The 11,524-nt window shown below is 36.6% G+C and carries 16 protein-coding genes and 1 pseudogene; 5 read left to right on the forward strand and 12 right to left on the reverse strand.

The window, feature by feature from the left end; all coding sequences use genetic code 11:
• Both C0430_RS06765 and C0430_RS06770 read right to left on the reverse strand, forming a co-directional pair.
• A pseudogene (locus C0430_RS06765) lies at positions 1 to 122 on the reverse strand (phosphoribosyltransferase); the annotation flags it as partial.
• Positions 123 to 189: 67 nt separating this feature from the next.
• Positions 190 to 582 carry an RNA-binding S4 domain-containing protein gene (locus C0430_RS06770; RefSeq protein ID WP_290867125.1) on the reverse strand — a complete coding sequence of 131 codons (393 nt, stop codon included), beginning with the start codon at positions 580 to 582 and terminating at the stop codon, positions 190 to 192.
• Between the two features lie 78 nt (positions 583 to 660).
• Between C0430_RS06770 and C0430_RS06775 the strand changes: the two genes are divergently transcribed.
• On the forward strand, positions 661 to 1,653 hold the full coding sequence (locus tag C0430_RS06775; RefSeq protein WP_290867128.1) for an FKBP-type peptidylprolyl isomerase: 993 nt from the start codon (positions 661 to 663) through the stop codon (positions 1,651 to 1,653).
• An 84-nt stretch (positions 1,654 to 1,737) separates the two neighbouring features.
• Here C0430_RS06775 and C0430_RS06780 read toward each other — a convergent pair whose 3' ends face one another.
• The 10 genes from C0430_RS06780 to C0430_RS06825 form a co-directional block, all read right to left on the reverse strand.
• Positions 1,738 to 2,691 carry a transketolase C-terminal domain-containing protein gene (locus tag C0430_RS06780; protein ID WP_290867132.1) on the reverse strand — a complete coding sequence of 318 codons (954 nt, stop codon included), beginning with the start codon at positions 2,689 to 2,691 and terminating at the stop codon, positions 1,738 to 1,740.
• Positions 2,692 to 2,745: 54 nt separating this feature from the next.
• Entirely contained in the window at positions 2,746 to 3,600 is an 855-nt protein-coding gene (locus C0430_RS06785; RefSeq protein ID WP_290867135.1) for a transketolase, read from the reverse strand.
• 264 nt (positions 3,601 to 3,864) lie between these two features.
• Complete coding sequence (locus tag C0430_RS06790) at positions 3,865 to 4,416, reverse strand: DUF892 family protein (protein WP_290867138.1); 552 nt, start codon at positions 4,414 to 4,416, stop codon at positions 3,865 to 3,867.
• A 155-nt stretch (positions 4,417 to 4,571) separates the two neighbouring features.
• Entirely contained in the window at positions 4,572 to 4,814 is a 243-nt protein-coding gene (locus tag C0430_RS06795; RefSeq protein WP_290867141.1) for a hypothetical protein, read from the reverse strand.
• The gene (locus C0430_RS06800; protein WP_290867144.1) at positions 4,814 to 5,128 is read right to left on the reverse strand and encodes a rhodanese-like domain-containing protein; all 315 of its coding nucleotides are present in this window, start codon (positions 5,126 to 5,128) and stop codon (positions 4,814 to 4,816) included. Before C0430_RS06800 ends, C0430_RS06795 begins: the two co-directional genes overlap by 1 nt.
• A 7-nt stretch (positions 5,129 to 5,135) precedes the next feature.
• The gene (locus C0430_RS06805; protein ID WP_290867147.1) at positions 5,136 to 5,420 is read right to left on the reverse strand and encodes a rhodanese-like domain-containing protein; all 285 of its coding nucleotides are present in this window, start codon (positions 5,418 to 5,420) and stop codon (positions 5,136 to 5,138) included.
• A 132-nt stretch (positions 5,421 to 5,552) separates the two neighbouring features.
• Positions 5,553 to 6,128 (reverse strand): peptidylprolyl isomerase, encoded by a 576-nt coding sequence (locus tag C0430_RS06810; RefSeq protein WP_290867151.1) that lies wholly within the window; start codon positions 6,126 to 6,128, stop codon positions 5,553 to 5,555.
• A gap of 328 nt (positions 6,129 to 6,456) precedes the next feature.
• Complete coding sequence (locus C0430_RS06815; RefSeq protein ID WP_290867154.1) at positions 6,457 to 6,846, reverse strand: hypothetical protein; 390 nt, start codon at positions 6,844 to 6,846, stop codon at positions 6,457 to 6,459.
• Between the two features lie 103 nt (positions 6,847 to 6,949).
• The gene (glgA, locus tag C0430_RS06820; protein ID WP_290867157.1) at positions 6,950 to 8,176 is read right to left on the reverse strand and encodes a glycogen synthase; all 1,227 of its coding nucleotides are present in this window, start codon (positions 8,174 to 8,176) and stop codon (positions 6,950 to 6,952) included.
• A 183-nt stretch (positions 8,177 to 8,359) separates the two neighbouring features.
• Positions 8,360 to 9,364 carry a bifunctional methionine sulfoxide reductase B/A protein gene (locus C0430_RS06825; RefSeq protein ID WP_290867176.1) on the reverse strand — a complete coding sequence of 335 codons (1,005 nt, stop codon included), beginning with the start codon at positions 9,362 to 9,364 and terminating at the stop codon, positions 8,360 to 8,362.
• Between the two features lie 268 nt (positions 9,365 to 9,632).
• Between C0430_RS06825 and idi the strand changes: the two genes are divergently transcribed.
• The 4 genes from idi to C0430_RS06845 all read left to right on the forward strand — a co-directional run bounded on the left by idi (position 9,633) and on the right by C0430_RS06845 (position 11,505).
• Complete coding sequence (gene idi, locus C0430_RS06830; RefSeq protein ID WP_290867160.1) at positions 9,633 to 10,160, forward strand: isopentenyl-diphosphate Delta-isomerase; 528 nt, start codon at positions 9,633 to 9,635, stop codon at positions 10,158 to 10,160.
• An 8-nt stretch (positions 10,161 to 10,168) separates the two neighbouring features.
• The gene (locus C0430_RS06835) at positions 10,169 to 10,579 is read left to right on the forward strand and encodes a 6-carboxytetrahydropterin synthase (RefSeq protein WP_290867163.1); all 411 of its coding nucleotides are present in this window, start codon (positions 10,169 to 10,171) and stop codon (positions 10,577 to 10,579) included.
• Positions 10,579 to 11,046: a peroxiredoxin gene (locus tag C0430_RS06840; RefSeq protein WP_290867167.1), complete on the forward strand. Its 468-nt coding sequence runs from the start codon at positions 10,579 to 10,581 to the stop codon at positions 11,044 to 11,046. The genes C0430_RS06835 and C0430_RS06840 overlap by 1 nt, the downstream gene beginning before the upstream one ends.
• A 189-nt stretch (positions 11,047 to 11,235) precedes the next feature.
• Positions 11,236 to 11,505, forward strand: a complete 270-nt coding sequence (locus C0430_RS06845) for a hypothetical protein (protein ID WP_290867170.1) — start codon at positions 11,236 to 11,238, stop codon at positions 11,503 to 11,505.
• Positions 11,506 to 11,524: the final 19 nt, after the last annotated feature.

Consider the following 11,524-nt stretch of genomic DNA (forward strand, 5'->3'; position numbering starts at 1 on the left):
TTGGAAGCAATTCCCGCTATGACAATTTCTTCTTCATCTACAAATGTTTCATAGATTTGGTAAGCAATTCTCTTGATTTTATGCTCTATTTCTTGATTTGATAGGATGATGTTCTTGTTCATTCGGATTTTTTTTTCAAAGATAAAAAGAGTTCTTTCTATTTTATTGGTTTAACAAAATTAAATTATGCTATTCAAATTCTTCGATGTTGGATTTAATTTCATTGCCAAATTCATCGATGTCGCGTCTGTCTTTTTTGGTAGGTCTTCCGGTGCCATTTTTTCGATAATGTTCCTTTGATAATTTCAGTAGTTCCAGGTGTTCGTAGACTTCAGCAGGCGTTTCGTTTTTTCGATACATATCAACTAATTTGGCGCTCACGCGGTTGTCCGGAATATCTAGCACGATTATGATTTGCGTGATTTGGTCTTTCCTGAAAGTGATTTTATCAGTCGGAAAAACTTCCTTCGAAGGCTTGGCAACTTGACCATTTACAGTGACATGATTTTTTTTGCACGCCTCCGTAACCATATTCCGTGTCTTGTAATAGCGCACGCACCATAAATATTTATCTATTCTCATAAATTTTCCAAAATCGAAGTTAAATAGTTTACAAAAATAAATCAAAATTGTATCTTGCGCACTTAAAAATCAGCTATAATGAACAAATTTAAGTTTTATTTTATTCTATCAATTGCAACAGTCTCTTTATTCTCATGTTCAAAGGACGAAACCGTTTCATATGAGCCACCTAGGGAATATTCGGTTCAATATGATACAGATATAAAAGTTATAGAAGATTATTTGAATACTCATTATTTGAATATGGATTTAACGGATCCAAATTTTGCCGACAAAGACGTAGTAATGACACAAATTCCTGTTGGAGGCACGCAACCGTCACTGATGTCTTATTTAAATGCAACAACTTATCCTAAACTTTTAAGTAAAACCGTGAGCCTTCACGATATTTCATATAAATTGTATTATCTAGTTTTACGCGAAGGTGTTGGAATAGCGCCGTGTAATGTTGATGGCGTTTTAGCATCTTACAAAGGAGATTATCTCGAGAGCGTCGCAGCGACCACTACAACTGCCGCATCAATTAATGCTGTTAAATTTGAAGAAATGAAATTTCCACAGTCCTTTTTTGATTTACCCAATACAATACAAGGATGGGGAGAAACTTTTCCGGAATTTAAAACGGGAACTTACACCTCAAATCCGGATGGTACTATTACTTATAAAGATTTTGGAGCCGGAGCTATGTTTATTCCATCTGGATTAGGCTATTACAATACCGGATCAGGTTCTATCCCTTCTTATTCGCCGCTAATATTTAGTTTTAAATTATACGAAATCCGAAGATTAGATCAAGATGCCGACGGTATTCCATCTTATCTAGAGGATTTAGACGGAGATGGTTATGTGCGTTACTTGGGAACAGGAATTGAAAATATTGACGATACCGATAAAGACGGAGTTCCAAATTTCTTGGATGTCGATGATGATGGCGACAAGTATTCCACAAAATTAGAAATCACAAATGCCGCGACGGGATTAGTTTATCCATTTGCATCGATTCCAGATTGTAGCGGAAACTCTACTGATCCAGCCAGAATCAAAAAACATTTAGACAAGACTTGTCATTAATAAAAAAATATAGACAGTAAATAAAAAAATCCCGACTTATACGAGTCGGGATTTTTTTATTAAAGTTAACTTCGAAAAGTTGTTTTATTTTCTCTTGATTACTCTTTCCACAGCTTCAACAATGGCTTGATTGTTCAATTTGTATTTTTCCATTAATTGTTCTGGAGTTCCACTTTCGCCAAAACTGTCTTGAACAGCAACAAACTCTTGTGGAGTTGGAGTATTCAAAGCTATAACTCTTGCGATGCTTTCGCCAAGACCACCAAGAATGTTATGTTCTTCGGCAGTAACGATACATCTTGTTTTTTCCAATGATTTCAAAATCGCTTCTTCATCCAATGGTTTGATGGTGTGAATGTTGATTACTTCGGCAGAAATTCCTTTTGCTTCCAAAGCTTCGGCAGCGACTAATGCTTCCCAAACTAAATGTCCGGTAGCTACAATCGTAACATCAGTTCCTTCATTTAGCATAATGGCTTTTCCAATCACGAAAGGTTCGTCAGCTGGCATAAAGTTAGGCACGACAGGACGACCAAAACGCAAATAAGCTGGTCCGTGATGATCAGCCAGGGCCAATGTGGCCGCTTTGGTTTGATTGTAATCGCAAGTGTTGATTACCGTCATTCCAGGCAACATTTTCATTAATCCAATGTCTTCCAATATTTGGTGAGTTGCACCATCTTCGCCCAAAGTCAATCCGGCGTGTGAAGCACAAATTTTCACGTTTTTCTCTGAATACGCCACTGATTGACGAATCTGGTCGTAAACTCTTCCCGTAGAAAAGTTGGCGAAAGTTCCCGTAAAAGGAATTTTTCCGCCAATGGTTAATCCGGCTGCAATTCCAATCATGTTGGCTTCAGCAATCCCAATTTGGAAAAAGCGCTCTGGATGATTTTTCTTGAAATCGTCAAATTTCAACGACCCGATTAAATCCGCACAAAGTGCCACGACATTTTCATTTTTTTGACCGAGTTCCGTCATTCCTGCTCCAAAACCGGAACGTGTATCTTTACTCCCTGTATTTATATATTTTTTCATTTTTTCATTTAGATTTTAGCAGCATTCCACTGAACACTGATTACTGAACACTTTCTAGTAGTCGCTTTGTCCTCCAGTATTGTAGTTTTGGGCCAAGGCATTTTCAAGTTGGGCATCATTAGGCGCTTTTCCGTGCCAAGCGTGACTGTACATCATGTAATCCACTCCGTTGCCCATTTCAGTGTGCAATAAAACACAAACTGGTTTTCCTTTTCCAGTTCTAGATTTGGCATCCGTCATTCCAGCGATAATCGCTTCGATGTTGTTTCCTTCCTTGATTTCAAGAACGTCCCAATCAAATGCTTCAAATTTGGCACGAATATTTCCCATTGCCAAAACTTCGTCGGTTGTTCCGTCAATTTGTTTTCCGTTCAAATCAATAGTGGCAATTAAATTGTCTACCTTTTTGGCGGAAGCATACATAATGGCTTCCCAGTTTTGACCTTCCTGCAATTCGCCATCGCCATGCAAGGTGTAAACAAGGTGGTTGTCACCGTTTAACTTTTTTGCCTGTGCGGCACCAATTCCCACAGATAATCCTTGACCAAGCGAACCCGAAGCAATTCGCACTCCCGGTAAACCGTCATGGGTTGTTGGGTGGCCTTGCAATCTGGAATTGATAAGTCGGAAAGAGGCTAGTTCCGAAATGGGGAAATAACCGCTTCTTGCCAATACGCTGTAGAAAAGTGGAGAAATATGACCGTTTGAAAGGAAGAAAAGATCTTCATCTTTTCCGTCCATGTCAAAACCTTCTTTTCTATCCATAAGGTTTTGGTACAATGCGACCATAAATTCGGTACAACCAAGTGAACCTCCAGGATGACCTGAATTGACAGCGTGTACCATACGAAGAATGTCTCTTCTGACTTGGATAGTTAAATCGTTTAATTGTTGTGTGTTAGGCTTCATTTTATGTGTAAAAGTTAAACTGTTGCAAATGTAATTTTTATTTTGGCGTAAGACAAATGATTTCCAGAATAGTTATTAGGGTTTTCTGGGCTGCTCAATGTTCATAAAAATTTGGCTGTTTCTTTTTTTTAATTGTTGCGAATCTTTGTTTTGGACTTCTATTATTTTATGGTGAAGTTTGTATGAAATTCATAAAAAAAGCCTGCAAAAAAACAGGCTCCTTATTGAATAGTTATCAGTAATTTTTTTATGGATATTCTTAAATTACCAGTTGTCATCTACATCAGCTGCATCTACATTGATGTCGGATGTGGCGATTTTAGTCAAAACAACGTCTATTTTTTTCTCTTCTTCCAAGTTTAGGGCTAACAATTCTTCGGCTTCTTCTTCTCCCAATGTCACTGCATAAGAATGCAAAGTGCCGTAGGTGGCAATTTCATAATGTTCCATTTTTTGTGCAACAGCAATGATTCCTGCGTCACGTACCACTCCTAATTCGGTGTCTTTCATGATGATTTCGGATTCTTTTATTAGCCCTTCCATCGCATTACATTTTCTTTCGGCAACTTTAGAACCAATGGTTTCATAAACCTTTTTGATACGTGTTATGTGTTCTTGGGTCTCAGTCAAATGTTTTTTTAAAGCACGGATTAGTTCTGGTGAGGAGGCGTTTTTGACCATTTTTTGTAATGCGCCCACGAGTGCTTTCTCTGCCCAATGGATGTCCTTTAATTCCACTTCAAATAAATCTCTTAAACCCTGTGCAGCATGTGATTTTGCTTTCACGACACCTTGTCTTCTAATAATCGTTTCCATAACAGCTTAATTTTAAGATTAATAATTTATTAAATTTTGCAAAATGAGGTGTTATTTCGAACAAGTATTTCCCCTCTTTGAGCATTACAAAAATAAATAAATAAAAAATGTAAATAGCTGTTAATTAACTAATTATAAGCAGGAATTATATGGTGTTATTTGATTTCTTCGAATTTTATTTCTTCGGTTTTATCTGAATTACCTTTTATTGTTGGCACGACACAACCATTTGAACCACAGCAACCGGTATTTGTAACTGCTTGAAAAATAAAAAATGCGGCGACTACCCCCGAAAAGAGGCTGAGGGTTTCAACGGCTTGAACTGCGATATAAATACCCAAGCCTAAGCGCAGCAAACGCATAAAATTCCAATTTTGGAAAAGGATTTCTTTATCCATTATAGCTTGTTTTGTAAACTGCTCCAGCCACCGCCATTGTAAACTTTGGTATAGCCATTGGACTGCAAGATGCTTTTTGCCGAGGCACTTCGCATTCCTGAAGCGCAACAAGTGATGATGGGTTTGTCCTTGTCTTTTAGTTTTGTCAAGTTGTTTCTTAGTGTGTCAACCGAAATATTTATGGCTCCTTTAATGTGTCCGCCAGCAAATTCCCCTTTGGAACGTACATCTAGAATTATGGCGCCTTCTTTAACCAATTCTGCATAGTTTACTCCAGGTCCTATTCCGAATAATTTTTTGAGTGTGTTGATCATTTTTTCTCTAATTGCTTTTTGATTTGTAATAGTTTACGTTGAGCCATGAACCGCCATTATAGCATTCTAGTCCGTGTTGCGAAAGGAAATGTTGCGCTTGACCGCTTCGGTTTCCAGATGCACAGCATAGAATTAACGGTGCTTTGAGTTTTTTTAATTCTTCAATTCTTTCCGGAATTTCATTCAATGGAATATTGATGGAACCGGCCACGTTGCCTCCTAAAAATTCACCGTAAGAACGCACATCCACGATGGTGCCTTGATTTTCTGTAATGATTTTTTCTATGTCCATTTTTTTTTGATTGTAAACCCATCCTGATTTAGTTCCAGCAAGGGTGTTTGGTTATTATGATGCAAAAGTAAGGCAGCAACAAAGTACACACAGTAACTTTAGTTACACAGAGCAGTTTTTATTGTATTTTGTTTATTTTCGGCTAATGGACAAAATCGATATTTCAGGTTTGAAATATTGTTCTTGTTCCGGATGAAGTTTTTGAATTTTTTTAACCACATCCATTCCTTCAATCACTTTTCCAAAAGCGGCAAAACCTTGTCCGTCCTTGTTTCTTTTGCCTCCAAAATCCAATGAAGGTTGGTCGTTGATGCAAATAAAAAAACTGCAAGTAGCCGAATCGGGAGTGTCTCTCGCCATTGAAATACTTCCGTTTTTATGAAGTACGCCTGTTTTTGATGTTCTTTCGAGTGGAATGGCCGCAAAAACCTTTGTCGAATCGACTTCGCCGCCTTGAATCACTTCAATTTTTACGGAATCTTTCGGTTGATTGGTTAAACTTACAGCACGAAAAAAGCTGGTATTGTCATACAAATGCGCATCGACATATTTCAAAAAATTGGCTACCGTAATTGGCGCCTTTTTTGGATATAATTCGATGGTAATAGCGCCTAACGAAGTTTTAATAATGCAAACTTCCTTTTTTTGGGCAGAAGCATTCGTGATTGTAAAAACTAAAATTAGTACAGTTAGGAAAAAATTTTTCATTTTTTTATTGCTTATGTTTGTGGACACGATCCAAATGTTATTAAGATGAGGTTTTTTTGTCATTTCGACCAAAGGGAGAAATCACATTAGTTGCTCGCGTTATGAGATTTCTTCCTTTGGTCGAAATGACAAAATCATTAATTTTTTTTATCGATTGCTTCGCTTTTATATACTTTGTCCAAAAGTCAGTAAGTTGTTGTCTGGGTCAAGAACAGAAAAATCCTTTGTTACTTTTTTGTCTCGCATGGGTAACTTTGGATGAATGGCTATGAGCATAGTTTTTCTATTTCTGTTACATTTAAGTTAAGAATTGAGGTGGGCACGGATTTCAAATCCGCGCTATCGGGTTATTAATAATTGAAGAAATTATTATACTAATCGTAAAAATAATTGAAAAACTTAATGCACTATAATTTTCATTGTAATCATATTTATCCTTACCGAATATAATAAAAATTGTTATTAACATTAATGTTATTGCAATACCTGAAAGGGAAAGTCTATTTTCTTTACTAAGATTTTTTAAAACAGTTTTATGAATTAAAGTAATTATTAAAAATGTAGGTAGCGAATAGCAAATACTGTATAAAAACATAAAAATTGCAAATCCACCAAAGTCAGAATCAACTTCTTTGGATGTAATTATTGTAGCAATAATAAATATAATAATTGCTACAATAATTGTAGTTAACCATAATTTTAGAGTATAGTATTTCATCAGTATTTTTTCATATCCATTATCAAATTGATAAAAACAAATCTTTAATTTGTAACATATAGAAAATTTAGTTTTATGTTGTCAGTTTATTATTGAAACATAATTAAGCCTTCTCCTTCACAAACCCATTAATCACTTTTTGGTAATAATCATAGGTAGTTTTGGCAATAGATTCCCAACTGAAAATTTTCAAAACGCGTTCTCTTCCCGCTTTTCCCATTTGGATTGCCAAGGCTTCGTTTTCTAACAAGATATTAATTTTTGCAGCAAAAGTTTTCTGGAAAGATTCTGGATTGGCAGGATTAAAATCGGTTCTGGAAACACTTTCGAGCGGCACTAGATAACCCGATTCTCCTTCGACAATAATTTCTGGAATGCCGCCTACGTGGCTTCCCACAACTGGCGTTTCGCAAGCCATCGCTTCAAGGTTGATGATACCAAAGGGTTCGTACAAAGAAGGACAGGCAAAAACTCGCGCGTGACTGTACAACACTTTTATTTTTTCGCGGGGCAACATTTCCGAGATGAGGATTACGCCTTCTCTTTCTTTGCACAAATCGGCAATCAGGGCTTCGGTTTCTTCGGCAATTTCCTTGGTGTCCGGTGCTCCGGCACAAAGTACGATTTGGCAATTTTTATTAAAAAATTTGGCAGCAGAAATTAACTGTGATATTCCTTTTTGACGTGTAATGCGACCCACAAAAAGCACAAAAGGAATGTTGGGATTAATTCCTAATTCTAAAAGCAAGTCATTGTCAAATGTAGGTTTGTAAAATTCCGGATCAATTCCGTTATGAATTACGGTCACTTTTTCTGGATTTACGCCATAGGCTTCGATGACATCTTCTTTCATTTGTTGGCTCACGGCGATAATTCCGTCGGCGGTATTGTAAGCACTATTTTCGATCCAACGCGAAAGAAAATAGCCGTTGCCCAGTTGTTCTACTTTCCATGGACGATGCGTTTCCAGACTGTGCGTTGTTAAAATCAAAGGTGATTGCAGAAATTCACGCGTCATAATTCCGGCGAGATGCGTGTACCAAGTGTGGCAATGAATGACATCGGCTTGTGGCGTGGCTTGCGACATTTCGACATTTCGACTCATATTGTGAAACATTTTGATGTGTGGATTGTTTTCATCAACCATTTTGGTGAGCGAAGAATTGATTCCTTCTACGTGCATACTTTCTGTACTCACGGATTGGTCGCCAAAACAGCGCACTTCAACCTGGCCTAACTTGGCTAATTCTTGACTTAAAAAATCAATGTGTACGCCTGCGCCACCGTAAATGTTGGGTGGAAATTCATTGGTAAAAAGTGCTATTCTCATTTTTGTATTTATTTTATGTGGAAAAATGTTGTTTTTATCTGTTGTTTTTTTTGTTTAGATGAATTGTTACATCAATAATCCAAATATAATAAATTTACTCCAGCTATTGCATTCGCCGAAATGGAAACCATGAATTGTGTCAAAAAAAACCGGAAATCACTTTCCGGTTTGTCGATTGCATCGTTATTTTTTCAATCTCGCTTTAAAAATCTTTTCAAATTTTTCAATTTTCGGTTGGATTACCATCTGGCAATACGGTTGGTTTTTGTTGTTTTCGTAGTAATTTTGATGATAATCTTCCGCTTTATAAAATTTGGTGAGTGGTTCTAATGTGGTTACTATTGGACTGTTGTATACTTTTTCGGTATTCAATTGGTCAATAATGGATTGGGCAGCTTGCTTTTGTTCTTCATTTGCATAAAAAACCACGGAACGATATTGGGTTCCCACGTCAGCACCTTGACGGTTTAGCGTTGTTGGGTCGTGAACGGTAAAAAATACCTGAAAAATCTCGTCGAGACTAGTCTTGGATTTGTCATAGGTAATTTGCACTACTTCGGCGTGTCCCGTTCTTCCGGTACAAACCTCTTCATAAGTGGGATTTGCATTTTTTCCTCCAGCGAATCCTGAAACCACAGATTTTACACCGTCCAATTTTTCGTAAACTGCTTCAACACACCAATAACAGCCGCCTCCGAGGATTATGGTTTCTAAGTTGTTTTTGATACTGTTTTCTGTTCTGGCGGTGTCAGGTACAAAATCCAACGCAATGGAATTCATGCAATATCTTTTGCCCGTTGGCTTTGGTCCATCGTCGAAAAGATGTCCTAAATGTCCGTCACATCTACCGCAAAGTGCTTCGATTCTTCTCATTCCATAGGAATTGTCTTCCTTGTATACCACGCTATTTTTGTTTTCTTGTTCAAAAAAGCTGGGCCAACCGCAACTGCTTGCAAATTTCTGGTCTGATCTAAATAATTTGTTGCCACAAGCCGCACAATAATAAGTTCCTTTGGCATCCAAATCCCAAAGTTTTCCAGTGAAAGCTCTTTCTGTGTCGGCATTTCTGGAAACGGCATACAAATCGGGCGGCAGCACTTTTTTCCATTCAGCATCAGACACGTTCAGTTTTGTCGTATCGGTATTTGAATAATAAGGATTTCCGGGTTTGTTGATTGTGTTTTCCATAGATGATGATTTTGGATTTAATTCTGTTGATTTAGTCGATTGTCCGCAGGTATTTAATGTTAATAAAGGTAATATCATCAAATAATTAAGGATATTTTTCATAGCAATCTTGATTTGATTATGGTGTAAATTTACAACAGATATACGTATGTAATTGTCGTGTAGATTGCAAATGAGTTTCATTTAAGGAAAGTTTAACGATTGTTGATAATCCAAAAATCAGAGTTCCCAATTCTTTTTTCGTATTTTTGACAAGCTAAAATAAATTATGAAAGAAGAGAATGTAATATTGGTCAACCAAAATGATGAGCAAATTGGGTTGATGCCCAAATTAGAAGCACACGAAAAAGCGGTTTTGCATCGGGCGTTTTCTGTTTTCGTGTTAAACGACAAAAATGAGATTATGCTCCAGCAAAGGGCGCAACACAAGTATCATTCTCCTTTATTGTGGACCAATACATGTTGCAGTCACCAGCGCGATGGTGAAAGTAATATTCAGGCCGGAAGTCGCAGATTATATGAAGAAATGGGTTTTAAAACCGAGTTGAAGGAATTGTTTCATTTCATCTACAAAGCGCCATTCGACAATGGGTTGACCGAGCACGAACTGGATCATGTCATGATAGGCTATTATAATGATGCGCCAAAAATAAATCCAGATGAAGTAGAAAATTGGAAATGGATGGGGATTGAAGAGGTGCAAAAAGACATACAATTGCATCCCGAAATTTACACGGTTTGGTTCAAGATTATTTTTGATGAATTTTATCACTTTTTAGAAGAGTATAAATCATAAATTAGAAAATGAGAGTAACCATATCCAGAAAAGCACATTTCAACGCAGCCCATCGATTGTATCGAAAAGATTGGACTTTCGAACAAAACGACGCTGTTTTCGGCAAATGCAATAATCCCAATTTTCACGGTCACAACTATGAATTAATTGTAAGCGTAACGGGGAAAATCAATCCAGAAACCGGATACGTAATGGATGTCAAGGATTTGAGTGATTTGATTTTTGAAGAGGTAGAAAGACCTTTTGACCACAAAAACTTGAATCTTGATGTTCCTGAATTTGAAAATCTAAATCCAACTGCCGAAAATATAGTGGTTGTCATTTGGAATAAAATCAGAAAAAGAATAAAACCTGAATTTGATTTAGAAATTGTACTTTATGAAACGCCACGAAATTTTGTAACTTATAAAGGGGAATAATGGCACTAGAAGTAGGGGATAAAGTTCCCGATTTTTTAGCAAAAGACAGCAAAGGAAACGATTTTGACAGCACGTCAATTGTGGGTAAAAAAACTGTTGTTTTTTATTTTTATCCCAAAGACAATACTCCGGGTTGCACCGCGCAAGCCTGTAGTTTTAGAGACCAGTATGAAGATTTCAAGGATTTGGGAGCTGAAGTCGTTGGAATAAGCAGCGACAGTATTGTTTCGCACGAAAAATTTTCCCAAAAATATCAATTGCCTTTCATGTTGCTTTCCGATGATGATAAAAAACTTCGTAATCTTTTTGGCGTAAAGCCCAGTTTATTTGGTTTAATCCCGGGAAGAGTGACTTATGTGGTGGACAAAAAAGGAATAATTCGTTTGGTTTTTGACAGTTTAGTTGCCACCAACCATATTCCAAGGGCTTTGGAAACCGTTCAAAAAATGGTGTTTGAAAACACATAATAGCATCTCAGTTTTTTTATTTGATGAGTGAATTTGTTTCATTTCAAAATTCCAGACTGTTTTAATTTCAATTGCTTTGATGGCTTTCTTTCTAAATAGAAAAGCTTCAATTTTAGAAATTTATATTTCATAGTGGGTAATAGAAAGATTATGTGTATTTTTGCAATCGCAAATTAAAATTAAAAAAAAATGGCAAACGTTAAGAATTTAAAAAAAGACATCAACTACGTTTTAGGAGATATTATTGAAGCAGTTTACTTGTTTGAAATTACAACTACAGGAAAACCAACTACAGAAACTAATGCTTTGATTGATGAAGCTATCGCGGCTTTTGATGCTTTGATTACAAAAGTAAACGCTAAAAATGTTGAAAATAAAAAAGCTCATTTCAAACAAATCAATGTTGAATTGGAACAAACTGCAAATCAATTGATTGCCAAAATCAACGAATTACAATAAAAAAAAGCAGTAAAAAAGG

The sequence above is a fragment of the Flavobacterium sp. genome, from assembly GCF_013823965.1.
Lineage (GTDB): Bacteria > Bacteroidota > Bacteroidia > Flavobacteriales > Flavobacteriaceae > Flavobacterium.

Bases quoted from the DNA above. Each gene is read 5' to 3' on its own strand.
- C0430_RS06770 (WP_290867125.1), bottom strand. From the start codon at position 582: ATGAGAATAGATAAATATTTATGGTGCGTGCGCTATTACAAGACACGG.
- C0430_RS06775 (WP_290867128.1), top strand. From the start codon at position 661: ATGAACAAATTTAAGTTTTATTTTATTCTATCAATTGCAACAGTCTCT.
- C0430_RS06780 (WP_290867132.1), bottom strand. From the start codon at position 2,691: ATGAAAAAATATATAAATACAGGGAGTAAAGATACACGTTCCGGTTTT.
- C0430_RS06785 (WP_290867135.1), bottom strand. From the start codon at position 3,600: ATGAAGCCTAACACACAACAATTAAACGATTTAACTATCCAAGTCAGA.
- C0430_RS06790 (WP_290867138.1), bottom strand. From the start codon at position 4,416: ATGGAAACGATTATTAGAAGACAAGGTGTCGTGAAAGCAAAATCACAT.
- C0430_RS06795 (WP_290867141.1), bottom strand. From the start codon at position 4,814: ATGGATAAAGAAATCCTTTTCCAAAATTGGAATTTTATGCGTTTGCTG.
- C0430_RS06800 (WP_290867144.1), bottom strand. From the start codon at position 5,128: ATGATCAACACACTCAAAAAATTATTCGGAATAGGACCTGGAGTAAAC.
- C0430_RS06805 (WP_290867147.1), bottom strand. From the start codon at position 5,420: ATGGACATAGAAAAAATCATTACAGAAAATCAAGGCACCATCGTGGAT.
- C0430_RS06810 (WP_290867151.1), bottom strand. From the start codon at position 6,128: ATGAAAAATTTTTTCCTAACTGTACTAATTTTAGTTTTTACAATCACG.
- C0430_RS06815 (WP_290867154.1), bottom strand. From the start codon at position 6,846: ATGAAATACTATACTCTAAAATTATGGTTAACTACAATTATTGTAGCA.
- glgA (WP_290867157.1), bottom strand. From the start codon at position 8,176: ATGAGAATAGCACTTTTTACCAATGAATTTCCACCCAACATTTACGGT.
- C0430_RS06825 (WP_290867176.1), bottom strand. From the start codon at position 9,364: ATGGAAAACACAATCAACAAACCCGGAAATCCTTATTATTCAAATACC.
- idi (WP_290867160.1), top strand. From the start codon at position 9,633: ATGAAAGAAGAGAATGTAATATTGGTCAACCAAAATGATGAGCAAATT.
- C0430_RS06835 (WP_290867163.1), top strand. From the start codon at position 10,169: ATGAGAGTAACCATATCCAGAAAAGCACATTTCAACGCAGCCCATCGA.
- C0430_RS06840 (WP_290867167.1), top strand. From the start codon at position 10,579: ATGGCACTAGAAGTAGGGGATAAAGTTCCCGATTTTTTAGCAAAAGAC.
- C0430_RS06845 (WP_290867170.1), top strand. From the start codon at position 11,236: ATGGCAAACGTTAAGAATTTAAAAAAAGACATCAACTACGTTTTAGGA.